General features: G+C 70.6%; 22 protein-coding genes. 14 read left to right on the forward strand and 8 right to left on the reverse strand.

The features are described 5' to 3' along the window. Nucleotide 1: 1 nt before the first annotated feature. From ACQ4L4_RS08245 to ACQ4L4_RS08265, 5 genes are all read right to left on the reverse strand, one after another. Nucleotides 2-3,208: an efflux RND transporter permease subunit gene (locus tag ACQ4L4_RS08245; RefSeq protein WP_431103767.1), complete on the reverse strand. Its 3,207-nt coding sequence runs from the start codon at nucleotides 3,206-3,208 to the stop codon at nucleotides 2-4. A gap of 10 nt (nucleotides 3,209-3,218) precedes the next feature. Beyond that, nucleotides 3,219-4,553: an efflux RND transporter periplasmic adaptor subunit gene (locus ACQ4L4_RS08250; RefSeq protein WP_431103768.1), complete on the reverse strand. Its 1,335-nt coding sequence runs from the start codon at nucleotides 4,551-4,553 to the stop codon at nucleotides 3,219-3,221. Nucleotides 4,554-4,561: 8 nt separating this feature from the next. Next, on the reverse strand, nucleotides 4,562-5,872 hold the full coding sequence (locus ACQ4L4_RS08255; protein WP_431103769.1) for a TolC family protein: 1,311 nt from the start codon (nucleotides 5,870-5,872) through the stop codon (nucleotides 4,562-4,564). Nucleotides 5,873-6,101: 229 nt separating this feature from the next. After that, entirely contained in the window at nucleotides 6,102-6,506 is a 405-nt protein-coding gene (locus tag ACQ4L4_RS08260; RefSeq protein ID WP_431103770.1) for a hypothetical protein, read from the reverse strand. A gap of 78 nt (nucleotides 6,507-6,584) precedes the next feature. Next, complete coding sequence (locus ACQ4L4_RS08265; RefSeq protein ID WP_431103771.1) at nucleotides 6,585-7,694, reverse strand: beta family protein; 1,110 nt, start codon at nucleotides 7,692-7,694, stop codon at nucleotides 6,585-6,587. A gap of 243 nt (nucleotides 7,695-7,937) precedes the next feature. Between ACQ4L4_RS08265 and ACQ4L4_RS08270 the strand changes: the two genes are divergently transcribed. Next, nucleotides 7,938-9,053, forward strand: coding sequence for an alpha/beta fold hydrolase (locus tag ACQ4L4_RS08270; RefSeq protein WP_431103772.1), 1,116 nt, complete (start codon nucleotides 7,938-7,940; stop codon nucleotides 9,051-9,053). Nucleotides 9,054-9,273: 220 nt separating this feature from the next. On the opposite strand, the gene ACQ4L4_RS08275 is transcribed toward ACQ4L4_RS08270, so the two are convergent. Further along, nucleotides 9,274-9,720 (reverse strand): DUF4148 domain-containing protein, encoded by a 447-nt coding sequence (locus ACQ4L4_RS08275; protein WP_431103773.1) that lies wholly within the window; start codon nucleotides 9,718-9,720, stop codon nucleotides 9,274-9,276. A gap of 137 nt (nucleotides 9,721-9,857) precedes the next feature. On the opposite strand from ACQ4L4_RS08275, the gene ACQ4L4_RS08280 reads away from it, so the two are divergent. Together ACQ4L4_RS08280 and ACQ4L4_RS08285 are read left to right on the forward strand one after the other, a co-directional pair. Further along, complete coding sequence (locus ACQ4L4_RS08280; RefSeq protein ID WP_431103774.1) at nucleotides 9,858-10,826, forward strand: ATP-binding protein; 969 nt, start codon at nucleotides 9,858-9,860, stop codon at nucleotides 10,824-10,826. After that, nucleotides 10,823-12,145, forward strand: a complete 1,323-nt coding sequence (locus ACQ4L4_RS08285) for a 3-oxoacyl-ACP reductase (RefSeq protein ID WP_431103775.1) — start codon at nucleotides 10,823-10,825, stop codon at nucleotides 12,143-12,145. The genes ACQ4L4_RS08280 and ACQ4L4_RS08285 overlap by 4 nt, the downstream gene beginning before the upstream one ends. Nucleotides 12,146-12,235: 90 nt before the next feature. On the opposite strand, the gene ACQ4L4_RS08290 is transcribed toward ACQ4L4_RS08285, so the two are convergent. Then, nucleotides 12,236-12,391, reverse strand: a complete 156-nt coding sequence (locus ACQ4L4_RS08290; protein ID WP_377154904.1) for a DUF3309 family protein — start codon at nucleotides 12,389-12,391, stop codon at nucleotides 12,236-12,238. A 293-nt stretch (nucleotides 12,392-12,684) separates the two neighbouring features. On the opposite strand from ACQ4L4_RS08290, the gene ACQ4L4_RS08295 reads away from it, so the two are divergent. The 3 genes from ACQ4L4_RS08295 (at nucleotide 12,685) to ACQ4L4_RS08305 (ending at nucleotide 15,592) form a co-directional block, all read left to right on the forward strand. Next, entirely contained in the window at nucleotides 12,685-14,586 is a 1,902-nt protein-coding gene (locus ACQ4L4_RS08295) for a RecQ family ATP-dependent DNA helicase (RefSeq protein ID WP_431103776.1), read from the forward strand. A 251-nt stretch (nucleotides 14,587-14,837) separates the two neighbouring features. After that, a complete protein-coding gene (locus ACQ4L4_RS08300) occupies nucleotides 14,838-15,098 on the forward strand; it encodes a DUF1778 domain-containing protein (RefSeq protein ID WP_377154902.1) in 261 nt (86 codons plus the stop codon). A 2-nt stretch (nucleotides 15,099-15,100) separates the two neighbouring features. After that, nucleotides 15,101-15,592, forward strand: coding sequence for a GNAT family N-acetyltransferase (locus ACQ4L4_RS08305; RefSeq protein ID WP_431103777.1), 492 nt, complete (start codon nucleotides 15,101-15,103; stop codon nucleotides 15,590-15,592). A gap of 45 nt (nucleotides 15,593-15,637) precedes the next feature. Here the strand turns inward: ACQ4L4_RS08305 and ACQ4L4_RS08310 are convergent, their stop codons facing one another. Continuing rightward, nucleotides 15,638-16,525, reverse strand: a complete 888-nt coding sequence (locus ACQ4L4_RS08310) for a LysR family transcriptional regulator (protein WP_431103778.1) — start codon at nucleotides 16,523-16,525, stop codon at nucleotides 15,638-15,640. A 205-nt stretch (nucleotides 16,526-16,730) separates the two neighbouring features. On the opposite strand from ACQ4L4_RS08310, the gene ACQ4L4_RS08315 reads away from it, so the two are divergent. From ACQ4L4_RS08315 to ACQ4L4_RS08350, 8 genes are all read left to right on the forward strand, one after another. Further along, entirely contained in the window at nucleotides 16,731-17,426 is a 696-nt protein-coding gene (locus ACQ4L4_RS08315) for a substrate-binding domain-containing protein (protein ID WP_431103779.1), read from the forward strand. A gap of 106 nt (nucleotides 17,427-17,532) precedes the next feature. Next, nucleotides 17,533-18,216, forward strand: a complete 684-nt coding sequence (gene ligK / locus ACQ4L4_RS08320; RefSeq protein WP_431103780.1) for a 4-carboxy-4-hydroxy-2-oxoadipate aldolase/oxaloacetate decarboxylase — start codon at nucleotides 17,533-17,535, stop codon at nucleotides 18,214-18,216. A 291-nt stretch (nucleotides 18,217-18,507) separates the two neighbouring features. Beyond that, a complete protein-coding gene (locus tag ACQ4L4_RS08325) occupies nucleotides 18,508-19,473 on the forward strand; it encodes a Bug family tripartite tricarboxylate transporter substrate binding protein (protein WP_431103781.1) in 966 nt (321 codons plus the stop codon). Between the two features lies 1 nt (nucleotide 19,474). After that, nucleotides 19,475-20,479, forward strand: coding sequence for a DUF1932 domain-containing protein (locus ACQ4L4_RS08330; RefSeq protein WP_431103782.1), 1,005 nt, complete (start codon nucleotides 19,475-19,477; stop codon nucleotides 20,477-20,479). A 10-nt stretch (nucleotides 20,480-20,489) separates the two neighbouring features. Then, a complete protein-coding gene (locus ACQ4L4_RS08335; RefSeq protein WP_431103783.1) occupies nucleotides 20,490-21,425 on the forward strand; it encodes an amidohydrolase family protein in 936 nt (311 codons plus the stop codon). Between the two features lie 11 nt (nucleotides 21,426-21,436). Beyond that, the gene (gene ligA, locus ACQ4L4_RS08340; protein WP_431103784.1) at nucleotides 21,437-21,946 is read left to right on the forward strand and encodes a protocatechuate 4,5-dioxygenase subunit alpha; all 510 of its coding nucleotides are present in this window, start codon (nucleotides 21,437-21,439) and stop codon (nucleotides 21,944-21,946) included. Continuing rightward, nucleotides 21,943-22,818 (forward strand): class III extradiol dioxygenase subunit beta, encoded by an 876-nt coding sequence (locus tag ACQ4L4_RS08345; protein WP_431103785.1) that lies wholly within the window; start codon nucleotides 21,943-21,945, stop codon nucleotides 22,816-22,818. The genes ligA and ACQ4L4_RS08345 overlap by 4 nt, the downstream gene beginning before the upstream one ends. 11 nt (nucleotides 22,819-22,829) lie before the next feature. Further along, nucleotides 22,830-23,786, forward strand: a complete 957-nt coding sequence (locus ACQ4L4_RS08350) for a Gfo/Idh/MocA family oxidoreductase (protein WP_431103786.1) — start codon at nucleotides 22,830-22,832, stop codon at nucleotides 23,784-23,786. The last annotated feature ends 84 nt before the right edge of the window (nucleotides 23,787-23,870 follow it).

The following is a 23,870-nucleotide window of genomic DNA, read 5'->3' on the forward strand; positions in this document are numbered from 1 at the left end:
TTCATTGCGGCGCGGACGCCGCGGCCGCGCCGACCGAAATCACGTCCTCGCCCCGGTCGCGCGCGACGCCGGTCCCGGCGTCGGCCTCGTCGCGTCGATACGCCCACCGGTACAGCACCGGCAGCACCAGCAGGGTCAGCGCCGTCGAGGACAGGATCCCGCCGATCACCACCGTCGCCAGCGGTCGCTGCACCTCGGCGCCGGTGCCGGTCGCGAGCGCCATCGGCACGAAACCGAGCGACGCCACCAGCGCCGTCATCAGCACCGGCCGCAGCCGTGTCAACGCCCCCTCATGGATGGCGTCCCCCAAGGGACGGCCCTGCTCCCTCAACTGGCGGATGAAGGAGATCATCACCAGCCCGTTCAGCACGGCCACGCCGCTCAGCGCGATGAACCCCACCGCCGCCGAGATCGACAACGGAATCCCCCGCATCCACAGCGCCAGCACGCCGCCGGTCAGCGCGAACGGGATGCCCGAGAACACCAGCAGCCCGTCCCGCGCGTTGCCGAACATCGCGAACAGCAGCACGAAGACCAGACCCAGCGCCACCGGCACCACGACGCGCAGACGCTCGCTGGCCGATTGCAGGTTCTCGAACTGGCCGCCCCAGCCCAGCCAATAGCCGGACGGCAAGGCGACCTGCGCCGTCACGGCCTGCTGCGCCTCGGCGACGAACGACCCGAGGTCGCGGCCCCGCACGTTCGCGCTGACGACGACGCGCCGCTTGCCGTCCTCGCGGCTCACCTGGTTCGGCCCCGGCGCCAGCGACAGCGTCGCGACCTCCGACAGGGGCAGGAAACGCGCGGCACCGTCGGCCCCTTTTGGCAAGGGCACCGGCAGCCGTTCGATCGCCGCCAGGTCCGTCCGCAGCGCCTCGGGCAGGCGCACGACGATCGAGAAGCGCCGGTCGCCCTCGAACAGCGTGCCCGCATGCGCCCCGCCGGTCGCCGTCGCCACCAGCTGCTGCACGTCCTGCAGGTTCAGCCCGTGCCGCCCCGCCTTCTCGCGATCGATGTCGACGGTGAGCATCGGCAGCCCGGTCGTCTGTTCGACATTGACCTCCGCCGCGCCATCGAGCCCGCCCAGCACCGCGGCGATCTTCGCCGCCGCCGCGTTCAGCTGGTCCATGTCGTCGCCGAAGACCTTCACCGCCACGTCCGAACGCACGCCCGAGATCAGCTCGTTGAAGCGCAGCTGGATCGGCTGCGAGAACTCGTAGTTCTGCCCCGGCAGCGTCGCGAGTTCCTCCTGCACCGCGGCGATCAGCTCGTCGCGTGTGCGGCGCGGCTCGGGCCACCGGTCCTGCGGCAGGAGCATCACGTAGGCGTCGGAGATGTTCGGCGGCATCGGGTCCGCCGCGATCTCGGCCGTGCCCGTGCGCGAGAACACGCGTTCGATCTCGGGGAACTTCTGCTTCAGGCGCGCCTCCAGCTGCTGCTGCATCGCCACCGACTGCGACAGGCTGGTGCCCGGCAGCCGCAACGCCTGCACCGCGAAGTCGCCTTCGTTGAGGCTGGGCACGAACTCGCTGCCCAGGCGCGTCGCGAGCAAGGTCGACAGCACCACCGCCACGGCGGCGCCGGTGATCACCACCGGGCGCGCGGCCATCGCCTTGACCAGCAGCGGCTCATAGGCGCGGTGCGCCCAGGCCATCAGGCGGCTCTCCTTCTCCTGGACCTTGTCGCCGATGAACAGCGCCACCGCCGCCGGCACGAAGGTGATGGACAGGATCATCGCGCCCAGCAGCGCCATCACCACGGTCACCGCCATCGGATGGAACATCCGCCCTTCCACGCCGTTCAGCGCGAAGATCGGCAGGTAGACCACCATGATGATCAACTGACCGAACAGCAGCGGCCGGCGCGCCTCCTGCGCCGCCGCGAAGACCTCGTGGAAGCGCTCGCCGCGCGTCAGCGGCCGTCCCAGGCGCGACTGCGCATGCGCCAAGCGCCGCACGCAGTTCTCGACGATGACGACCGCGCCGTCCACGATGATCCCGAAGTCCAGCGCCCCCAGGCTCATCAGGTTGGCGCTGACCTTCTGGCCGACCATGCCGGTGAAGGTGAACAGCATCGACAGCGGGATCACCAGCGCCGTCAGCACCGCCGCCCGCAGGTTGCCCAGGAACAGGAAGAGCACGGCGATCACCAGCACCGCGCCTTCGATCAGGTTGCGCTTGACCGTCGCGATCGCCTTGTCCACCAGCACCGTGCGGTCGTAGACGGTGACGACGTGCACGCCCTTGGGCAGCGTCGTCGCGACCTCCTTCATCTTGCGATCGACGGCCAGCGCGACGCTGCGGCTGTTCTCGCCGATCAGCATGAAGACGGTGCCCAGCACGACCTCGCGACCGTTGTCGGTGGCCGCGCCGCTGCGCAGCTCCTTGCCGATGCCGACCTGCGCCACGTCGCGCACCCGCACCGGCACGCCGCCGTCGGTGCGCAGCACGACGTTGCCGATGTCGGCCAGGTCGCGCAGCTGGCCCGGCGCGCGGATCAGGTACTGCTCGCCGCGGCGCTCGATGTAGCCGGCGCCGACGTTGGCGTTGTTGCGCTCCAGCGCCTCGACGACCTCCGCCAGCGTCAACCCGTGCGACGACAGCCGCCCGGGGTCGGGCGCCACCTCGAACTCCTTGGCGAAGCCGCCGATCGTGTTGACCTCGGTCACGCCCGGCACGTTGCGCAGCTGCGGCTTGACGACCCAGTCCTGGATCTCGCGCAGGTCGATCGGCGTGTAGGGCGAGCCGTCGGGCTTGCGCGCGCCCTCCTCGGCCTCGATCGTCCATTGGTAGATCTCGCCCAGGCCCGTCGACACCGGCCCCATCGCCGGCGTCAGACCGTCGGGCAGGTGCTCGCGCGCGGCCTGCAGCCGTTCGTTGACCAGCTGCCGCGCGAAGTGGATGTCGGTGCCGTCGTGGAAGATCACCGTCACCTGCGACAGCCCGTAGCGCGACAGCGAGCGCGTCTGCTTCAGCCCCGGCAGACCGGCCATCGCGGTCTCGATCGGGAAGGTCACGCGCTGCTCCGCCTCCAGCGGCGAGTAGCCCGGCGCGCCGGTGTTGATCTGCACCTGCACGTTGGTGATGTCGGGCACGGCGTCGATGGGCAGCTTCTGGTAGCTGAAGACGCCCAGCGCCGCCATGCCCAGCACGGCCACCAGCACCAGCCATCGGTGCTCGATGGCGAATCGGATGATGCGTTCGAACATGCGTCCTCCGTCAGTGCGAATGGGTGGCCGAGCCCTTGCCGGCCTCGGACTTGATGACGAAGGCGTTGACCGCCGCGACCCGCGCGCCGGCCTTCAGGCCGTCGACGATCTCGATGCGCCGGCCATCGCCGCGACCGGTCTTGACCGGCATGGCGGCGAAGCCTTCGGCGGTGCGCACGAAGACGACCTGCCGGTCCTCGAAGACCTGGACCGCGTCGGCGGCCACGGTGATCGGCGCGGGCGCCTCGCCGGTCACGACGTCGACGTTGACGAACAGCCCGGGCCGCCAGGCGCCATCCGGATTCGCCAGCGAGATGCGCGCCTGCGCGGTGCGGCTCTGCCCGCCGATCAGCGCGCCGACGTAGGCGACCTTGCCGTCGGCCGACTGCTCGAAGGCGGCGGAGCGCACGACGGCACGCTCGCCCACGCGCACCTTGGCCAGATCCCCGGCCGGCACGTCGATGCGCGCCCACACGGTGCGCAGGTCCGACAGGACGAAGACGCTCGCGTCCTCCTTCACCTGCTCGCCGAGCGTCAGGTGCTTCTCGACGACGACGCCGTCGAAGGGCGCGCGCAACTCGAAGCGGGTGAGCGCGCCGCCGGTCGTGGCACCGGTGGTGGCACCGGTTGTGGCACCAATGGCGAGCAGCTTCTGCCGCGCGTTCGCGACGGCGATCTCGGCCTCGCGCAGGGCCTGCTCGGCCACGTCCACATCCTGGCGGGGCGAGATCTTCTCCTCCCACAGCTTGCGCTCGCGGTCGTAGGTCGTACGCGCCAGCTGCTCGCGCTTGTGCGCGGCGAGCAGCTCGCTGCGCTGGTCCGACACCTGCGCGCTCGCGATCACCGCCAGCAGATCGCCCTTGCGCACGGACTGCCCGAGCGTCGCGGGCACCGCCTCCACGACGCCGGCCACGCGCGGCACGACGTGCGCGGTGCGGTCCTCGTTGAAGCCGATCTCACCGGGCAGGCGCGTCGTCGTCCGGATCGTCGCCGGGCCGGCGGTCTCCAGGGCGATCGCGGCCGACTTGATCTGCGCCTCGGTCATGGCGATGGCCTCGGGTTCGTCCTTGTGCCCACCCTTGGCTTCGTCCTTGTGTTCGTCCTTGTGTTCGTCCTTGTGTTCGCCCGACTCCTTCCCTGCGGAAGGACCGTGATCGTCATGTCCGCCTTCGACGTGCTCGCCGTGGTCGCCATGTCCGCCCTCGGACGATGTCTTGGGGCCGGAGGCCAGGATGGCCGCGCCGCCGCCGAGGCCGATGGCCACCAGCACCGCGATCGCGATCAGTTGCCGCTTGGGCAGTCCGCGTCCTGAGGACGTCTTGTCGTCTTGCTTGTTGAAGTTCATCGTCGTTCTCACGGTTGCTGGGCGGGCGCGCCGAGGCGGCGCTCGAGGTCGGCGTTGGCGCGATGCGCCCGTGCGAGCGCATCGAGCCACTGCATCCGCGCCTGCAGCCAGGTGCGCTGCGCGTCGAGCACGTCCAGGAAGCCGAACTTGCCGAGTTCGAAGCCGCGCGTGGCGGCGGTATAGGCGTCGCGCGCGCCGGGCAGCACGGTGCGCCGCAGGGCCTCGACCTCGTCGGCGCGGGCGCTCAGCTCGTCGGCCGCGCTCAGCACCTCGGCGCGCAGCCGCAGGGACTCGGCCTCCGCGAGCTGCTCGGCGGCCTGGCGGCGCTTGAGGGCCTCGCGCTGCGCGCCCTGGTTGCGATCGAACAGCGGCAGCGGCAGGGACACGCCGATCACCGCCTGGTTGCGGCCGATCTCCTGCGCGCGCTTCGCGCCGAGGGTCACCGTGACATCGGGGATGCGGCGCGCGCGTTCGAGGTCGTAGGCGGCCTGGGCGCGCTCGACCTCCAGTCGTGCGCGTCGCAGCGCCGGCGCGTCGGCCAGACGGCGGGCGATCTCGGCTTCGGCGGGCAAGGCCGGCAGCGACGCCGCGCTGCCATCGAGCGCCCCGATCGTCGCTTCGTCCATCCCGACCGCCGCCGCCAGCGCATGCCGCGCGGCGAGCCGGTCGGCCTGCGCCTGGCGCAGCTCGATGCGCGCGGTAGCTTCGGCGACCCGCGCCCGGGTCTCGTCGTTCGGCGAGAGCTTGCCCGCGGCCACGCGACGCGCGGTCGCGTCGGCGCCGCCGCCGGCGATGCGGAGCGACTCCTCGGCGGCGCCGACCCGCTCCTGCGCGACCAGCGCGGCGAAGAAGGCCTGGACCACGTCGGCCCGCACGTCGGCGCGCATCGCGTCGAGCTCGGCCTGCGAGATGTCGCGTCCGCGCTGGGCCAGCGCCGTCCGGGCCGCGCGCTGCCCGCCGATCTCCAGCGGCTGGCTCAGCAGCACGGTGACCGTGCGTGTCTCGCGGCGGGTGTCCTCCTGCTCGAGTCCGAGCGACGGGTTGGGCGGCAGCGCGGCCTGCTGGACCGCGCCGTCAGCGGCTTCGACATCGAAGGCCGCGGCGCGCATCCTCGGATGGGTGGCCAACGCGCGGTCGACGGCGGCGTTCAGCGTCAGCAGCGGCAAGGGCGACGGCAAGGGCGCGGCCGATGGCGGGGCCGATGACGAGGTCGACGATGAAGTCGAGGAAGCAGATGGCGCCTCAGGCGCGGCACGCGCGGTCATCGGCACGAGGGAAAGGAGTGCCGCGCTGCATAGCGGCACCAGGAACTTGGGCATCGGAGACTCCGGCGTTGTGCCCGCCGCCGCAGGGCGGCCGGGCAGGAAGAGGTTCAACGAGGAATCGGCGAGCGCTCGATGCGAGGTCAGTCATCCCTGACTGCCGTCGATGGACGCGGCGTCGAGTTGGGATGCACCGCTAGGCGCAAACCGGAGCCATAGCAGCGCTATGGCGAGGATTTGCAACGATGCGGGGCGCCCAACTCGGCGCCGCGGGGGCGGCCGCCGATCAGGCGGGCTGCCAGTTGGGTCGCTCTCGGCGGTCGGGGCCGCGCGAGGACCAGGCATCGGGCACGGAGCCCTCGACGACCGGACCTGCCACCGCCGGCAGCACGATCGGCGTGCTCGCCACCGGCTGGCTATGGCCCAGATGGCAGAAGCCGCAGTCGTCATCGACGCAGGTCAGGGCCTTGTCGGTCGCCTTCTCCGTCGCCTTCTCCGACGCCTTGTCAGCCGTCTTTTCGGGCGCGCCGGACGCGTCCCGCGCCCCTTCCGACCCGTCGTGCTGGTGCTGGTGGTGACCGATGTGGTTCACCGCCGGATCCGCTTCATGCGCGCAATAGGTCGCCGCCACCGCCCAGCTCAGCTGGAGCGGCAGCAGGATCAGCAGGAAGACGGTCAGCCAGCGGCGCATGGGGCGCGAGTATAGGCAGGCCCGCATGCCCTTCCCCGCCGTCCGGCTTCGCCGCGCCCTGTCGCCGGCCCGTGGTTTTCACGAAGTCGAGGCGGGCAGCACGGTCCGGATGCTCCGGTGTTCGATCAGCATCTCGTCGACCTGCGTCGCCAGATGCAGGTTGACGCGGATGGCCGTCAGGGCCTCGCGCCCCCGCGCGAACATCCGGCCGTTGGCGGCTTCCTGGATCTCATGTTCCCCCCACAGGCCGCGGGTGCCGAAGGACGGCGCCGCCTCGATGAGGGCCGCGGCGGCCTCGCGGTTGGCCTCGTCCGGGTTCGCGCGGCGGCGGCGCTCGAAGCGCCATGCGCCCTGCCACGGATAGTCGAAGCGCACGTGCCCCGTCGGCAGCTCCACGCCGGGCTCGCTCGGCGCATGGATGGCGCCGTGGTCGCCGTAGCCGACGAGCGCCGGGCCGCCGAGCCGGCGATGCAGCTCGCGTTCGAGGATCGCGAGACGACCCGACCTCGGGTTGTCTTCCGACACCGCGGCGCCGATCCACTGCGCCGTGGCGGGGAAGCTGTTGCCCATCATCACGACGCGCACCCCCGGCCACCGCGTCCGCCAGCGCGCCAGCAGGTCCCGGCCGACGCCGGAGCATCCCAGCAGCCACTCCCGCTCGGTGCCGAAGTCCAGCACGACCAGCGCGCGGCGCCTGTCCTCGAGCCCGTCGAGTGCCCGCTCCACCAGCGCCGTCGCGGGCGCCGTCAACGGCGCCGCGCCGCGCAGCCGGAACAGCACCCGGCCAAACTCGCGTTCGATCATGATCGCCTGCAGCACGATGCTGCGCTCGCTGGCGCCGTCGGGCATCAGCACCACGGGCACCGCGTTCCTGTGCGCCTGGGCGAACTCGCGCCAGGTCCGGAACCCCTGCGTCGGGTCGGCCAGCCGGCGCCACGCCAGCGCGTGGTCCAGCGGGACGCGGCCCAGGTCGATGAAATGCGGCAGTTCCTGCATGGCCTCGCCCGCCTGCTGCGCCGCGCGGCGGAAGTCCACCACGTCGGCCACCCGCTGCTGCGTCGACAGCGTGATCAGCGGCAGGGTCCGGCCCTTGCGCAGGCGGTCGAGCTCACGCAGCCCGCGCATCTCGGCCGGCAATGTCTGCAGTGACGGAAAGTAGACGACCTCGTCCAGCAAGACCCCATTCATCGATACCTCCTGCGGGCACGCGGCCCGAATCCGGACGCCCCGCGCGCCCGGTCCCGGCAGGCTAGGAAGGACGCGGCCGGAAAGCCAGGGGTTGGTTTGATCGATGTCAGAGATCGGCTTTGTATGCCCCTGTATCTGCGCTTCGGGCGGCGACACCGGCATGCAATCCCGCGCCCGGATCGACAAGGCGGAGATACATCGCCGACGTCCACTGCGGAGGTCCCACCACACACGGAGATCCCCATGACCGACCGCACCCGCCCTGACGCGCACGACGACCTGACCGATGGCCTCGGCCTCGCCGGGGCCGCCCTGCCCCGCCGTCAGTTCCTGCGCCTGGGCGCCTCGCTGGGCGCCGCCACGGCCGCCGCCGCGCTGCCGCTGTCGGGCCTGCTGCCGTCGTCCGCGTTGGCGGCGACACCGACGGCGGCGGCCGACGGTGCGGCCATCGCGATCGCGCCGTCCTTCGGCACGCTCAAGCACATCGACGCCGGCGATCTGCGCGTCGGCTACGTCGAGGCCGGTCCGGCCGACGGCCCGCCGGTGCTGCTGCTGCACGGCTGGCCCTACGACGTCCACACCTACGAGGGCGTCGCGCCGCTGCTCGCGGCGGCCGGCTATCGCGTGATCGTGCCCTACGCGCGCGGCTACGGCACGACGCGCTTCCTGTCCGCCGCCACGCCGCGCAACGGCCAGCAAGGCGCGCTGGCGCGCGATGCGATCGCGCTGCTGGACGCGCTGCGCATCCCGAAGGCGATCGTCGGCGGCTGCGACTGGGGCGCGCGCACGGCGGGCATCCTCGCCGCGCTCTGGCCGGAGCGCTGTCAGGCGCTGGTGTCCGTCAGCGGCTACCTGCTGGTCGACCGCAAGGTCAACGAGCAGCCGCTGCCGCCGGCGGCCGAGCTGCAATGGTGGTACCAGTTCTACTTCGCGACCGAACGCGGCCGGCTGGGCTACGAGAAGTACCGGGCCGAGTTCTCGAAGCTGATCTGGCAACTGGCCTCGCCGCAATGGCGCTTCGACGACGCGACCTTCGCGCGCAGCGCCGCCGCCTTCGACAATCCGGACCACGTCGCGATCGTGGTGCACAACTACCGCTGGCGCCTGGGACTGGCGGACGGCGAATCGCGCTTCGACGCGGTGGAGGCCCGCATCGGCGCGGCGCCCCAGATCACGATTCCCGCGATCACGCTGGAGGGGGACGCCAACGGCGCGCCGCACCCCGCGCCGGCCAACTATCGCCGCAAGTTCGCCGGCAAGTACGAGCACCGCGACCTGAGCGGCGGCATCGGTCACAACCTGCCGCAGGAAGCGCCGAAGGCCTTCGCGCAGGCGATCCTGGATGTCGCGCGTCTGTGACCTTCACGCGTCTGTGACCGTCACGTGAGGGCCCGACGGGGCCCGCAATGAAAGCGGGGTTCCCACATGGGAACCCCGTTGCTCGAAGCCGAATGACCGTCAATGCTTAGTCAGGTCATCCCGCGTCCGTCGATCGGTCCGTCAGGTCGGCACTGTCCCGCTCGGAACCCACGGCGGATCGTCGTGGATCGTCGCGGCCCGTGCCGGGCCTCGGGAGCGTTCAGCGACGGTACGAATGCGCCGCCTCGAGCTCCGGCGCATATCCCTGCTCGCTCCACGCGCGGTCCAGCGACCCGTCGGCGCGAGCCTGTTCCAGCTCGTCCATCACCTGGGCACGCGTCTTGCCGCCCGCGGCAGGTGCGGCGAACTGCACCTGCGTGCTCGTGTCGGCGGACATGCCCACCGTCAGGTCACCATCGGCCTGGTGATTCGAGTACTGCACGTCCATGCCCTTCGCTTCGTCGAAGTCCGGGGCGTAGCTGTGTTCGCCCTGCAACTTGTCGAGGCTGCCGTCCAGGCGCGCGGCCTCGAGTTCAGCGATGACCTGGTCGCGGGACTTGGGGCCGGACACGACCTCTTCCTCGACCTGTGCGAACGCCGGTGCGGCCAGGGCTGCCGCCAGGGCGACGGCGCCGATCGGAAGGGAAAGCTTCTTGAAGTGGTTCATGGTCAAACTCCTTGGATTGAAAGTGGTCCTGCACGCGGCATCCGTGTGTCGGAAGACGGTCGGATCCCGCTGCGTCGGCGCGCGTTTCAAACGCCTTGGATCCCACTCTATGTCCGCGACACCGACATGAGGCGGACATGCGGATGACCGTTTTGTCATCGTTGCGCAGCGCCGGAGGACTGCTGCGGGCGCTGCGCCAACGCGTCGACCAGCTGACCGCGATGCTGGAGCGGCAACGTCGCACCCAGGCCCAGGTGGAAGCGTTCAGCGCCAACGTCGCGCACGAGCTGCGGACACCGCTCGCCACGCTGATCACCGGCACCGAGCTCACGATGCGCGACGCCAGCCTGCCGCCCGAGGCCAGGGATCGCCTCGGCCCCCACCTCGAGGAACTGCGCCGCATGCAGGGCATCGTGGGCGACATGCTGTTCCTGTCACGGGCCTATGGGGGACACCGCGCACGCCGGCAGCGCGTCGACAGCCTCGCGGCCCTGGCGGCCGAGGTCGCCGAGTACCACGACGCCGCCATCGAGGAGGCGGGCCTGTCGCTGCGCGTCGAGGGCGAGGCGGCCGGCGACTTCGACGCCGCGCTGCTCAAGCGCGCGCTGTCCAACCTGATCGCCAACGCGACGCGCTACGCCACCGTCGGCAGCGTGCTGCGCGTCGGCATCGAGGGCGCGCGGTCGGGCCAGGTCCGCCTGTGGGTCGCGAACCTGGGACCGGTCATTCCGGCGAAGCGGCTGCCGCGGCTGTTCGACCGGTTCTATCGCGCGGGCGATGCGCAAGCCACAAACGTTGCGGACGCTTCGAACGTCTCAACCGGCGCGAACATCGCGAACGGCGCGAACGGGGCGAACGGTGCGAACGGCGCCGACCGGTCCATGGCCAGCAGCGCAGCGACAGGCGCCGATCACCTCGGTCTGGGTCTGTCGATCGTCGACGCGATCGCGCGCATGCACGGCGGCGCCCCCTTTGCGCGATCGGACGAACGGGAGACGCGCATCGGGTTGACGTTGAGCGGTGGCACATCCGGGCGCGCCTACACTGCGCGCCGTTCCCAGCCCTCCGCCGCGACCTTGCCGACGTCGCCCACCTCGCCGCCATGACCGATCGCCTGCTCCACTTCGTCCAGCACCCGTTCGGCCGTCGCATCGCACGCCTGTTCAACCTGCCGCAACCGGTGCCGTTGCCGCGGCGCCAGAACGCCTGGGTCGACGAGGAACTCGCGGGTCGGTCCGTGCTTGCGATCGCCCCGGGCAGCGCGGCGCCGTTGCCGTCCCTGCTGGCCGCGATCGTCGCGCAAGGCGGCACGCCGAGCGGTGACGGTCCGGTACGGACGCTGGTGATCGACGCGACCGGTTGTCGCGACCTCGCGGGCCTGCGCGCGCTGTTCGAGCAGGCCCAGCTGGCGCTGGTCCGGCTCGCGCCGGGCGGTCGCGTCCTGGCGCTGACGTCGGCCGGCGTCATGAGCGCGGCGGAAGCGGCCTGCCTGCATGCGGTGCAGGGCTTCGTCCGCGCGCTGGCCAAGGAAGCTGGTCGGCGCGGCGCGACGGCCAACGCCCTTGTGCTGCAGGAAGGCGCGGCGTCGATGGAATCCTTGGCGGGTGCCTTGCGATTCTTCGGCACGGATCGATCCGCCTATGTGTCGGGACAGGTCCTGTCCTGGCGCAAGGACGTCGAGCCGCGGATCGACGACGAGCGCGCGCCGGTGGCACTGGTCACGGGCGCGGCGGGCGGCATCGGCGCGGCCACGGCCCGGCGGCTGGCGCTCGACGGGATGCGCGTGCTGTGCGTCGACGTGCCCGCGGCACGGCAGCCGCTGGAGGGGCTGGCGCGCGAGATCGGCGGCTCGCTGCTCGCGACGGACCTGACGGCGCCGGGGGCTGTCGACGAACTGCTCGATGCGGTGCGGCGTCTGCATGGCGTGGACGTGCTGGTGCACAACGCGGGCATCACGCGCGACCGGACGCTGGCGCGGATGTCGCCGGTGGAGTGGGATTCGGTGATGGCGGTGAACCTGGCGGCGATCCTCGCGATCGACGCGCGGCTGGACGACACCGGACTGCTGAACGCCGGCGCGCGCGAGATCTGCCTGTCGTCGATCAGCGGCATCGCCGGCAATGCCGGGCAGACCAACTACAGCGCCTCGAAGGCCGCGCTGATCGGCTATGTGGGCGCGCGGGCGGCGACGCTCGATGGACGCGGCGGAACGATCAACGCCGTCGCTCCGGGCTTCATCGAGACCGCGATGACGCGCCGCATGCCGCTGATGGTGCGCGAGGCCGGCCGCCGCTTGAATTCGCTCAAGCAAGGGGGCACGCCGGCGGACGTGGCGGAGGCGATCGCTTTCCTGGCGTCGCCGGGCGCGCACCCGCTCACGGGTCAGGTCTTGCGGGTCTGCGGGCAGTCGCTGCTGGGCGCGTGAGCGTCGGGCACGCCCGGCGTTCCGGCGCCCGCCAGGCACGCGGAGAACGCCCGCGAAGGGCGCTCGCCAGCGGGCACAGGCGGGACGCGATCAGATGTAGCCCATCAGCAGCAGGACGATCAGGATCAGGACGACCAGGCCCAGGCCGCCGCTGGGGCCGTAACCCCAGCTTCGGCTGTGCGGCCAGGACGGCAGTGCGCCGATCAGGAGCAGGATGAGGATGACGAGCAGGATGGTGCTGATCATGGCGATCTCCGGAATGTTGTGACGTGGGTCGGGCCCAGCGTGCGGCGAAACAGGCCGAACGCGAGCGGCATGAAAGCTCTAGGCAACCCCTGTGCCCGCCCTACGAACGCACCGCGGTCCCGCTGTGGGCGCCCCGCGTCGTTGCAAATCCTCGCCATAGCGCTGCTATGGCTCCGGTTTGCGCCTAGCGGGACACCCACAGCGGAACCGCGGCCCTGGCAGGAAATACCGCTTGGGCGCGCGGCTTGCTCACGCCATCGCGGAAATCCCGACCCGCACGCCTAGACACCACCATGACCACGCGTCGACAAGCGCCTTCAGAACGCCTCCTGCTTCAGCAACTGCGCCGCTTCGGGCTGCGCGTCTGGCGACCCGGTCAAAAAGACGTCATCGATCGCGTGCTGCGTGGGTTGAACACGCTCGCGGTGATGCCGACCGGCGCCGGCAAGTCGCTTTGCTATCAGTTGCCCGCAGTGCTGCTGTCGGGGCGCACGGTCGTCGTGTCCCCGCTGATCGCGCTGATGAAGGACCAGTGCGAGCGGCTCGGCGCGCTCGGCATCCGATGCGCGCAGGTGCACAGCGGCCTCGACGCGGCGTCGCTCGCGGAGCAGGAGTCGATGGCACTCGACGGCAGCGCGAAGGTCGTCCTGCTGACGCCGGAAGGGCTGGACGACGCCGACTGGGTCGAGCGCCTCGCGCAGCGTCCGACGGACCTGCTCGTCGTCGACGAAGCGCATTGCATCTCCGAATGGGGCCATGACTTCCGCCCGGCCTTCCTGCGCGTCGGCGACGCCCGCGAGCGCCTGGGTCGGCCCGCCGTGCTCGCGCTCACGGCGACGGCGTCGGCGGAGGTCGTCGAGGACATCGCGCGGCAGCTCGACATCCCCGCCGCGGGCTGCCTCATCGGCGGCACCTACCGCTCGAACCTGCACTATCGCGTCGAGCCGCTGGCGGACGACGAGGACAAGCTCCGGCGCTTGCTGGCGCTCGTGACGGCGAAGCCCTCGAGCGGCCCCGATGGATCGGACGACTCCCCGGTCGACGCCGGCACGGCCATCGACGCAGCGGCAGAGGTAACCCCAAACTCAAAAGCCGAGGCAAAGGCAAAGGCAAAGGCAGAGGCAGAGGCAGACGCGGAGGCGGAGGCAGGGGCAGACGCGGAGGCGGAGGCAGGGGCGGCGTTCCAGTTGCCCGCCACCATCGTCTATACGGCCACCGTGAAGGCGGCGGAGTCGGTGCACGACGCGTTGGTCGGTGCGGGCGTCTCCTCTGCGCTGTACCACGGTCGACTGCGCGCTGCGCAGCGCCATGAAGCGCAGGACCGGTTCATGCGCGGCGACGCGCGCGTGATGGTGGCGACGAACGCGTTCGGGCTGGGCATCGACAAGCCGGACATCCGTCGCATCATCCATTACCAGGTGCCGGCGGGGCTCGACGTCTACTACCAGGAGTCAGGCCGCGCGGGCCGCGACGGCGAGCGCGCCGACTGCACGCTGCTGTTCGTCGCCGGCGACCGCGCCGTGCAGCAGTTCTTTCTGAACGGCCGGTATCCGGTGCCGGCCGACGCGCAGGCGGTGACGGAGGCGCTGCGAACGCCTGCGCCGGACGATGCCGGCTGGACGCTCGATGCGCTGAGGGACCGGCTCAATCGGCCGCGCAACAAGCTCGAAGTGCTCACCGGGCTGCTGGTCCGCGAGGGATGGCTGACGGAAGACGGCGACGCTTTCCAGCTCGCCGATCCTGCGCCTGGCGATGTCGCGGCACTGCTGGAGGCGCTGGCCCGCTATGAAGCCAAAGCCCGGCAGGACCGCCGCCGGCTCGAGCAGATGGTGTTCTACGCGCAGAGCGGCCTGTGCCGATGGCGCGTGATGCTGGAGGCGTTCGATGAGGCGGCGGGCTTCGACCGCTGCCACGGCTGCGACAACTGCGAGCGCATCGATGCGCACGAGCGGGCGTCTTCGACGCACGGCGCCGCGTCAACGCCGGATGCACAGCCCGACGCACCGCGCAATGGGCCGCCCGTGATCGCCGCGGTGTTCCAGCCGGGCGACGCGGTGCGCGTCAAGCGCTACGGCGGCGGCGTGGTGGTCGAGGCCAGCACGGACAGCGTGACCGTCGCATTCGGCCAGGAAAAGCGCAGCTTCCTGCCGCAGTACGTGAAGCGCGCGAAGCCGCCGGCAGCGAAGGCGGCCTGAGCGCCGCTGTCGTCTCTCTCCGTCCCCCCACCCCCCGCATTTCCCCCATTGGTCGGCCCTCTTCATTGCCCCACTCGGGGCGATGCGCGTGCACGCGCCTTCATGGAGCATGACGTCGTCGCGCAGAGATTCTTTGAGGCACGTCAACGGAACGCCGGATTTCTGTCGCGACACCCGCCGGCTGGCTTGCTTCGGGGCTGCATGGGCAGCAGCATGTCGACCCTCTGATCGTCAAAGCATTCGTACGGACCATGAGCGCACTGAACACCTTCACCTTCGTCCATCTTCAAGTGCCAGAAGACTTCTGCAACCTGATCGACCGCGCAGCGACCTTGACGCGGAAGAACCGTTCTGAATTCATGCTGGATGCGGTGCTTGATGCCACTGAAGCCACGATCCTCGATGCCGCCACGTTCTGCATGGGCGATGAACCCGTGAGCGACTGCGAGCAGCCCGTCCCTCATCCGCCGATCGAGGACCTCGCATTCCAGAAGCTGCTGGCGAGGGCATAGCCGTGGAAGGCCTCCCCTCTTCCCCGACTGCAACGCCGCAGCTGCTCACCGCGAGCCATTTGTGCGACCAGTTCAGCTGTGGGCGTGTGATCCTGGATCGTTGGTTGCAGCAACGAGCGTTGCCCAATCAGGCGACCGGATCCTCCAGGACATACGTCGTCACTACCGCGCATGATGAGGTGATCGGGTACTACTCGCTCGCGCCGACTGCCCTGGATGTCCCACTGGCGGCCCGACCCATTCGGCGCAATGCCCCGTCTCCGATTCCGACCTACCTGCTTGGGCGGCTTGCCGTGGACTTCTCCTGGAATGGAAGGGGGCTCGGCGCCGCCCTCGTCAGTGACGCTCTGGCACGAGTCCAGCAGGCGGGCCGGATCGCAGGCGGCAAGGCCGTGCTGGTGCATGCGATCGATCAGGCGGCAAAGAGCTTCTACTTGAAGCGGGGATTCGTGGCGTCGCCAGTCGATCCTCTTCTGGTGATGACAAGGGTGTGACGCCCGTGAAGACTGCGCGGAAGGCCCCCGCCGCATCAGACCCGATCAGCGCGCCTCCCCCACCATCCTCATGAGCACCCCCGCCGTCTTCTGCATCAACGGCGTCGCCCGTTTGCTGGTCGGCGTGACCAGGCACAAGGTGCTCTGGATGTCCGCCTTCGCGAACGGCGTCGTGACCAGACGCTCGGGCCGCTCGTAGATCTGCAGCGCATCCTCACCCAGCGCCGCATGGCCGATGCCGGCGGCGACGCAGTCCAGGATCGCCGGCACGCTCGCCACCTCCCATCGCACGTCGAGCTGCACGCCCGCCATGGCCGCCGCCTGCTCCATCAGCGCGCGGAAGATGTGGCCCCGCTGCGGCATCACCAGCGGATACCGCGACAGCTGCGACAAGGTCGGCGGTCGCGCCGGCGCCTGGTCCTTGGGGCTGACCAGGCACAGCCGCTCGCGCCGCAGCGGCAGGATCTCCAGCGCCGGCACCGGCTCCGGGTTGTAGACCAGCGCCAGGTCCGTGCGCCCGGTCAGCAGCCATTCGGTCAGGTGCACCGAAAACCCCTCCATGATCGTCAGCCGCGCCTGCGGCATCTCCGCCTGGAAGGCCCGGATCAGCGCCAGCGTGTGCAGCCGCGCCAGCGTCGGCGGCATCGCGATCGTGATCTGCCCCACCGGCTCGCTGCGCCGTGCGCGCAGGTCGTCCTTGGCATGACTGACCAGGTTCAGGATGTCCTGCCCGTGCTGCAGCAGGCGCCGTCCCGCCTCGGTCAGTTCCACGCCGCGGCCGTTGCGCAGCAGCAGGGTCTCGTGCAGCTCCGTTTCCAGCGCCCGCACCTGTCGGCTCAGCGCCGGCTGCGCCACGCCCAGCACCATCGCGGCCTTGCTGAAACTGCCGTGCTCGGCCACATGGACGAAAGTCTCCAGTTGCGTCAGGTTCATGCGGCGCATGCTCTCACGAACCGGCATGGCCCTGCATTCGTGACATGCCGGATCGGAATATCAGCTAGTGGAAGCTGGAACTGGATCGGCAGGGCCAGGGGGACCAGAATCCGCCGCAACCCGCGAAGATCCTCCACCCGTTCCCGCGGCCCTTCTGAGCCTTTCTCAGCCCTGTTTCGGCCCTTCCCTCCTCCGGACCCACCCCGTGATCGCACCCCTCGCCGGCATCTCCTCGATGGCCACCCGCGCCCTGCTGGCGGAGCTGTCGGCCGCGTACACCGCAGCACACGGCCTGGAGATCCGCATCGAATCGATCGGCGGCGTGGATGCCGCCAAGCGGGTCGAGTCGGGCGAATCGCTGGACCTCGTGGTGCTCGCCGACGATGCGATGGCGCGGCTGCTGGACGCCGGACGCCTGCGCGCCGGGTCGCTGCGTCCGATCGCCGACTCGCCGATGTTCATCGCGTCGCCCGAAGGCCATGCCCGGCCGGCCGTCGATACCGCCGAGACGCTGCGTCTGGCCCTGCTCGGCGCGCGGGCCATCGGCTACTCCACCGGGCCCAGCGGCCAGGCGCTGCTGAAGCTGCTGGAGCGCTGGGACCTGCGCAACGCCCTCGCCGACCGCCTGCATCAATCCCCCGCCGGGGTGCCCGTGGCGAAGATGGTCGCCCAGGGCGATGTCGACCTCGGCTTCCAGCAGTTGAGCGAGCTCCTGGGACATGGCGGCCTGACGATCCTCGGTCCGATGCCGCCCGGACTCGATATCGTCACCCGCTTCACCGCCGCCGTCGCCGCGACGTCCGCCGAACCCGCCACCGCGCAGCGCGTCGTCGACGATTTCGCCTCCTCCCGCCACGATGCGCTGCGTCGCCGGCTGGGCCTCGCCTCGCCGGGCGTCTGAGCGCCCGAAACGCGCCGCCCGCAACGCACTCCCGCCGATGTCCCCATCCCGCCATCCGATCCCCTGATTCCCTGATCCCCCTGTTTCCCAGAAGAAGGACCCCACCATGTACGAACTCGGCGTCGTCTACCGCAACATCACCCGCGCCGACCGCATCGCCGCGGACGCGCTCGGGCACTTCGGCGCGGCGACGGTCCACGAGGCGCTGGGCCGCGTCGGCCTGCTCAAGCCCTACATGCGTCCGATCCAGTCCGGCGTGGCCGTCTCCGGCACCGCCGTCACGGTGTTGCTGCAGCCCGGCGACAACTGGATGCTCCACGTCGCCGCCGAGCAGATCCGCGAGGGCGACCTCGTCGTCGCCGGCGTCACCGCCGAGTGCACGGACGGCTACTTCGGCGACCTGCTCGCGACCTCGTTCAAGGCCCGCGGCGCCCGCGCGCTGATCATCGACGGCGGCGTGCGCGACGTGCGCACGCTCAACGAGATGAGCTTCCCGGTCTGGAGCAGGTGCATCTCCGCCAAGGGCACGATCAAGGCGACGCTGGGTTCGGTGAACATCCCCGTGGTCTGCGCCGGTGCACTGGTCCATCCGGGCGATGTCATCGTCGCGGACGACGACGGCATCGTCTGCGTGCCGGCCGCGCGGGCGCAGAAGACGCTGGACGCCGCCGCCGCCCGGGAGGCCAACGAGAGCGCCAAGCGCGAGCAGTTCGCCGCCGGCGTGCTCGGCCTGGACATGTACAAGATGCGCGAACCGCTGGCCAAGGCCGGGTTGCGGTACATCGACTGAGCACCAATTTCCGCAATACCCGAAGTACCCGAAGTACCCGAGCAGCAGTTCCCATCCACCCGAGCGCCCCGCCTTGCAGAGGGCGCCGATGACAAGAGATCGACGGAGACAACGACGATGACTGCCCCCACACTCTCGCTGGATTCCAGCACCGGAGTTCCGTACTGCCACCGCCGCTGGCCCTCACCCCTGCCCTCTCCCGCAAGCGGGAGAGGGGGCAAGACCCGCCGCACTGCCCTCGCCTCCGCCCTCGTCCGCACCGGGCAAGGCCTGACCCTCGCGGCCCTGCTCATGACTGCCGTGCTGCCGCGCCTGGCGGCCGCCCAGGCCAGCGCGCCGGGAGCGCCGGCCACCGACTGGCCGACCAAGCCCGTGCGCATCATCACGCCCTTCCCGGCCGGCGCCGGTCCGGAGACGGTGGCCCGCGTCGTCGCCGAGAAGCTCTCGAAGAAGTGGGGCAAGCCGGTGATCGTCGAGAACAAGCCCGGCGCCAACGGCTTCATCGCGATCGACGCCTTCAAGCGCGGCGCGACCGACGGCCATGACCTGATCCAGCTGGACAACGTCCACCTCGTCGTCTACCCGCACCTCTTCAAGAAGCTGCCCTACGACCCGGTCAAGGACTTCGACCCGATCGCGCCGCTGTTCAAGACCTACTTCTTCGTCGGCGTCCCGGCCAGCAGCAAGTACAAGACCGTCGGCGACATCGTGGCCGACGCCAAGGCCCATCCCAACGCGCTGAACTACGGCTCCTGGTCCGTCGGCAACCCGGTGCACCTGGGCGCGGCGCAGCTGGAGGCGATGACGAAGACGCAGATGACGCACGTGGTCTACAAGGAGACGACGATGCTCTACACCGCCGTGGCCAACGGCGAGCTGAACTTCGCGCTCGGCTCGATGGCGACGGCCGGTCCGCTGCAGCGCGCCGGCAAGATCCGCTTCATCGCGGTCACCGGGCCGAAGCGCCATCCGGCCTTCCCCGACCTGCCCACCGTCAGCGAATCCGGCGGCCCCGCCGGCTACGAGGTGACCGGCTGGACCACGATCGCCGCGCCGCGCGGCCTGCCCAAGGCCGTGCAGGAAAAGATCCAGCGCGACATCGAGGCCGCCCTGGCCGAGCCCGACATCCGCGAGCGCTACGCCACCTTCGGCTACGACGTCTTCCCGACCACGAAGGAGCAGTACCAGGCCTTCATCGCGAGCGAGTCCGCCAAGTACGCCGACCTGATCAAGCGGCTCAACATCTCGCTGGACTGACATGAGCACCGCCGTACCGCCCTCGCCCTCGCAGACGCAGACGCCCTTGCCGTCGTCGTCGGACACATCGTCGGCGACGCCACGCCAGGCGCTCCGGATCGGCCTCGTCGGCTATGGCGAGGTCGGCCGGATCCTGGCCGAGGACCTGCGCGCGACCGGCGCCACGGTCAGCGCCTACGACCTGAAGCTGGAGTCGCCATCGACGGACGCCGACACGATGCGCGAGCACGCGGTCGAATTCGGCGTCGAGCTGACGAGCTCGGCGACGATGGTCGCGACGCCGGCGGACCTCGTCGTCATCGCCGTCACCGCGAGCCAGACGCTGGACGCCGCGCGCTCGACCGCCGCCGGGCTCAAGCCCGGCACCTTCGTGCTCGACGTCAACTCCGCATCGCCCAAGGCCAAGCGCGAGGCGGCGGACGCGGTGCACGCCCACGGCGGCCGCTATGTCGAAGGCGCCGTCATGACGAGCGTCCCGCCCTACCGCCTCCGCGTGCCGCTGCTGCTCGGCGGGCCGCATGCGCAGGCAGCCGAACCGTTGCTGAAGCAATTGGGCTTTGCGCCCAAGGTCGGCAGCGCCGAGTTCGGCATCGTCAGCGCGACCAAGATGTGCCGCAGCGTCATGATCAAAGGCCTGGAGGCCATGGTCATCGAGAGCCTCACCGCCGCCCGCCACTACGGCGTGGAGGACGCGGTTCTTGCCTCGCTGAAGGAAACCTTCCCCGGCATCGACTGGGAGCAGCAGGCCGCCTACTTCTTCCAGCGCGTGATCCAGCACGGACGCCGCCGCAGCGAGGAAGTGCGCGAGGTCGCCGAGACGGTCCGCGACGCCGGTCTCACGCCCTGGAGCGCTGAAGGCACGGCCGAGCGCCAGGCCTGGATGGCCGACCTGGCCGAGGACGGCGTCTTCGGCCAGCGTGGCGACGCCGACTTCGGCCGCAGCCCGGACTGGCGGACCGAGGCCGACCGGCTGCTCGCGCAGCTCGCCAAACCCAAGCTTTCCTGAAGGACCCGCGATGACGCTCCCCACCTCCGGCGGCTTCGACAAGACCCCGGGCTGGCTCGACTGGTACGCCGACCCGTCGACGCCGCGATTCCAGCTGCCCGAGGGCGCCGTCGATGCGCACTGCCATGTCTTCGGCCCGGGCGGCGAGTTCCCCTACGCGCCCGAGCGCAAGTACACGCCCTGCGACGCGAGCAAGGCGCAGCTCTTCGCATTGCGCGACCGGCTCGGCTTCAGCCGCAACGTGATCGTCCAGGCGACCTGCCACGGCGACGACAACCGCGCCATGGTCGATGCCTGCCGCGCCTCCGGCGGCCGCGCGCGCGGCGTCGCGACGGTGCGTCGCGGCATCACCGACGAGCAGCTGCAAGAGCTCCACGACGCCGGTGTGCGCGGCGTGCGCTTCAACTTCGTCAAGCGGCTGGTCGACTTCACGCCGCGCGACGAACTGATGGAGATCGCGCAGCGCGTGAAGGCGCTGGGCTGGCATGTCGTCATCTACTTCGAGGCCCCGGACCTGCCCGAGTTGTGGGACTTCTTCAGCGCGCTGCCGACCACGGTCGTCGTCGACCACATGGGCCGGCCCGACGTGACGAAGCCGGTGGACGGACCCGAGTTCGCGCTGTTCCTGCGATTCCTGCGCGAGCACCCCTTCGTCTGGAGCAAGGTCACCTGCCCGGAGCGCCTGTCCGTCGCCGGCCCGCCGGCCCTGGACGGCGAGCCCGAGCCCTACCGCGACGTGATCCCCTTCGCGCGGCGCGTGGTGGAGGAGTTCCCGGACCGCGTGCTCTGGGGCACGGACTGGCCCCACCCCAACCTCAAGGACCACATGCCCGACGACGGCCTGCTGGTCGACGTGATCCCGCGCATCGCTCCCACCGCCGAGTTGCGCCAGCGCCTGCTGGTCGACAACCCGATGCGGCTCTACTGGCCCGAGGCCATCCGCTGATGGAGACCGCCATGCCGATCGACAAGCCCTACCAGGACATCCCCGGCACCACCATCTTCGACGCCGACCAGGCCCGCAAGGGCTACTGGCTGAACCAGTTCTGCATGTCGCTGATGAAGGCCGAGAACCGCGAGCGCTTCAAGGCCGACGAACGCGCCTACCTGGCCGACTGGCCGATGACGCCGGCGCAGAAGGACGCGGTGCTGGCGCGCGACCTGAACCAGTGCATCCGGCTGGGCGGCAACATCTACTTCCTGGCCAAGATCGGCGCGACCGACGGCCGCAGCTACCAGCAGATGGCCGCCGGCATGACCGGCATGAGCGAGAGCGACTACCGCGACATGATGCTCGCCGGCGGTCGCCGGCCCGACGGCACGCCGAGACGGGCCGCCGTCGCTTCGGAGCCCGCCGCCGACGCGGGCACCGCGACGAAGGGCGACACGCGGCAGGACACTCGACACGACATGCGCCAGGACATGCGCCAGGACAAGAAGCAGGACACGAAGGGAAGCGCCCGATGAGCACGCATGCGCGGATCACCGCGTCCGTCTACACCTCGCACGTGCCGGCGATCGGCGTCGCGATGGACCAGGGCCGCACGCGGGACCCGTACTGGCAGCCGCTGTTCGCCGGCTACGAGCCCTCGCGCCGCTGGATGGACGCGAACCGGCCCGACGCGATCGTGCTGGTCTACAACGACCACGCGAACGCCTTCAGCCTGGACATCATCCCGACCTTCGCGCTCGGCACCGCGGACCGCTACGAACCCGCCGACGAAGGCTGGGGACCGCGCGCCGTGCCGACGGTTCACGGCCACGGCGAGCTCGCGGCGCACCTCGCGCAGAGCGTGATCCAGCAGGACTTCGACCTGACGCTGATCAACCGCATGACGGTCGACCACGGCCTGACGGTGCCGCTGTCGCTGATGTTCGGCGAACAGCCGGACGGCGCGCCCGGCTGGCCGGTGCCGGTGATCCCGCTGGCGGTGAACGTCGTGCAGTACCCGGTGCCGTCGGGCCGGCGCTGCCTGCAGCTCGGCCAGGCGATCCGCCGCGCCGTGGAGAGCTTCGACACGCCGCTGAACGTGCAGGTCTGGGGCACCGGCGGCATGAGCCATCAGCTGCAGGGGCCGCGCGCCGGCCTGATCAACCGCGAGTGGGACAACGCCTGGATGGACCGCCTGATCGCCGACCCGCGCGGCCTGTCGGAGATGCCCCACCTGGACTACGTCCGCGAGGCCGGCTCCGAAGGCATCGAGCTCGTGATGTGGCTGATCGCGCGCGGCGCGATGGCCGACCTCGATGGCGGCGGCGCGCCGCGCGTCGCGCACCGCTTCTATCACGTGCCCGCGTCCAACACCGCCGTGGGTCACCTGATCCTCGAGAACCCTTGAATGGAGTCCCCATGTCCGCACCGATCCGCATTGCCCTGGCCGGCGCCGGCGCCTTCGGCCAGAAGCACCTCGACGCGCTGAAGGCGATCGACGGCGTCGAGGTCGTGTCGCTGATCAGCCGCGATCTCGACAAGACCCGCGAGACCGCCGCGAAGTACGGCATCGACCACGCGACGACCGAGCTCGACGAGGCGCTCGCGCGCGACGACGTCGACGCCGTCATCCTCTGCACGCCCACGCAGCTGCATGCGCGGCAGGCGCTGGCCTGCCTGGACGCGGGCAAGCACGTGCAGGTCGAGATCCCGCTGTGCGACGTGCTGGCCGACGGCGAGGCCGTCGTGCGCCGCCAGCGCGAGACCGGCCTGGTCGCCATGTGCGGCCACACGCGCCGTTTCAATCCGAGCCACCAGTGGATCCGCCGCCGCATCGAGGCCGGCGAGTTCAACATCCAGCAGATGGATGTCCAGACCTATTTCTTCCGCCGCACCAACACGAACGCGCTGGGCCAGGCGCGCAGCTGGACCGACCATCTGCTGTGGCACCACGCCGCGCACACGGTGGACCTCTTCGCCTGGCAATGCGGCAGCCCCGTCGTGCGGGCGAACGCGCTGCAGGGGCCCATCCATCCCACGCTCGGCATCGCGATGGACATGAGCCTCCAGCTGCAGGCCGCCAACGGGGCGATCTGCACGCTGTCGCTGTCCTTCAACAACGAGGGGCCGCTGGGCACCTTCTTCCGCTACATCGGCGACACCGGCACCTACCTCGCCCGCTACGACGACCTCGTCACCGGCCGCGACGAGACCGTCGACGTCAGCCACGTGGCCGTGTCGATGAACGGCATCGAGCTGCAGGACCGGGAATTCGTCGCCGCGATCCGGGAAGGCCGCGAGCCGAATGCCAGCGTGGCCCAGGTGTTGCCCTGCTACCAGGTGCTGGACGGGCTGGAGCGCCAGCTTCGCGGTTGAAATGCGGCTGAAGCACGGCTGGACCACGGCCAGATCCTGTCCGGATCCGGACCGGGTCGGCACCGATCCCCCAGAGGAGCCGCG

This window comes from Roseateles noduli, from assembly GCF_050626985.1.
Taxonomy (GTDB): Bacteria; Pseudomonadota; Gammaproteobacteria; order Burkholderiales; family Burkholderiaceae_C; genus Roseateles; species Roseateles noduli_A.

What these genes read in the sequence shown, in the direction of transcription:
- ligK (WP_431103780.1), top strand. Translation starts at nt 17,533, where the DNA reads ATGTACGAACTCGGCGTCGTCTACCGCAACATCACCCGCGCCGACCGC.
- ACQ4L4_RS08250 (WP_431103768.1), bottom strand. Translation starts at nt 4,553, where the DNA reads ATGAACTTCAACAAGCAAGACGACAAGACGTCCTCAGGACGCGGACTG.
- ACQ4L4_RS08270 (WP_431103772.1), top strand. Translation starts at nt 7,938, where the DNA reads ATGACCGACCGCACCCGCCCTGACGCGCACGACGACCTGACCGATGGC.
- ACQ4L4_RS08290 (WP_377154904.1), bottom strand. Translation starts at nt 12,391, where the DNA reads ATGATCAGCACCATCCTGCTCGTCATCCTCATCCTGCTCCTGATCGGC.
- ACQ4L4_RS08285 (WP_431103775.1), top strand. Translation starts at nt 10,823, where the DNA reads ATGACCGATCGCCTGCTCCACTTCGTCCAGCACCCGTTCGGCCGTCGC.
- ACQ4L4_RS08335 (WP_431103783.1), top strand. Translation starts at nt 20,490, where the DNA reads ATGACGCTCCCCACCTCCGGCGGCTTCGACAAGACCCCGGGCTGGCTC.
- ACQ4L4_RS08255 (WP_431103769.1), bottom strand. Translation starts at nt 5,872, where the DNA reads ATGCCCAAGTTCCTGGTGCCGCTATGCAGCGCGGCACTCCTTTCCCTC.
- ACQ4L4_RS08245 (WP_431103767.1), bottom strand. Translation starts at nt 3,208, where the DNA reads ATGTTCGAACGCATCATCCGATTCGCCATCGAGCACCGATGGCTGGTG.
- ACQ4L4_RS08350 (WP_431103786.1), top strand. Translation starts at nt 22,830, where the DNA reads ATGTCCGCACCGATCCGCATTGCCCTGGCCGGCGCCGGCGCCTTCGGC.
- ACQ4L4_RS08260 (WP_431103770.1), bottom strand. Translation starts at nt 6,506, where the DNA reads ATGCGCCGCTGGCTGACCGTCTTCCTGCTGATCCTGCTGCCGCTCCAG.
- ACQ4L4_RS08300 (WP_377154902.1), top strand. Translation starts at nt 14,838, where the DNA reads ATGAGCGCACTGAACACCTTCACCTTCGTCCATCTTCAAGTGCCAGAA.
- ligA (WP_431103784.1), top strand. Translation starts at nt 21,437, where the DNA reads ATGCCGATCGACAAGCCCTACCAGGACATCCCCGGCACCACCATCTTC.
- ACQ4L4_RS08330 (WP_431103782.1), top strand. Translation starts at nt 19,475, where the DNA reads ATGAGCACCGCCGTACCGCCCTCGCCCTCGCAGACGCAGACGCCCTTG.
- ACQ4L4_RS08280 (WP_431103774.1), top strand. Translation starts at nt 9,858, where the DNA reads ATGCGGATGACCGTTTTGTCATCGTTGCGCAGCGCCGGAGGACTGCTG.
- ACQ4L4_RS08265 (WP_431103771.1), bottom strand. Translation starts at nt 7,694, where the DNA reads ATGAATGGGGTCTTGCTGGACGAGGTCGTCTACTTTCCGTCACTGCAG.
- ACQ4L4_RS08310 (WP_431103778.1), bottom strand. Translation starts at nt 16,525, where the DNA reads ATGAACCTGACGCAACTGGAGACTTTCGTCCATGTGGCCGAGCACGGC.
- ACQ4L4_RS08345 (WP_431103785.1), top strand. Translation starts at nt 21,943, where the DNA reads ATGAGCACGCATGCGCGGATCACCGCGTCCGTCTACACCTCGCACGTG.
- ACQ4L4_RS08325 (WP_431103781.1), top strand. Translation starts at nt 18,508, where the DNA reads ATGACTGCCGTGCTGCCGCGCCTGGCGGCCGCCCAGGCCAGCGCGCCG.
- ACQ4L4_RS08275 (WP_431103773.1), bottom strand. Translation starts at nt 9,720, where the DNA reads ATGAACCACTTCAAGAAGCTTTCCCTTCCGATCGGCGCCGTCGCCCTG.
- ACQ4L4_RS08295 (WP_431103776.1), top strand. Translation starts at nt 12,685, where the DNA reads ATGACCACGCGTCGACAAGCGCCTTCAGAACGCCTCCTGCTTCAGCAA.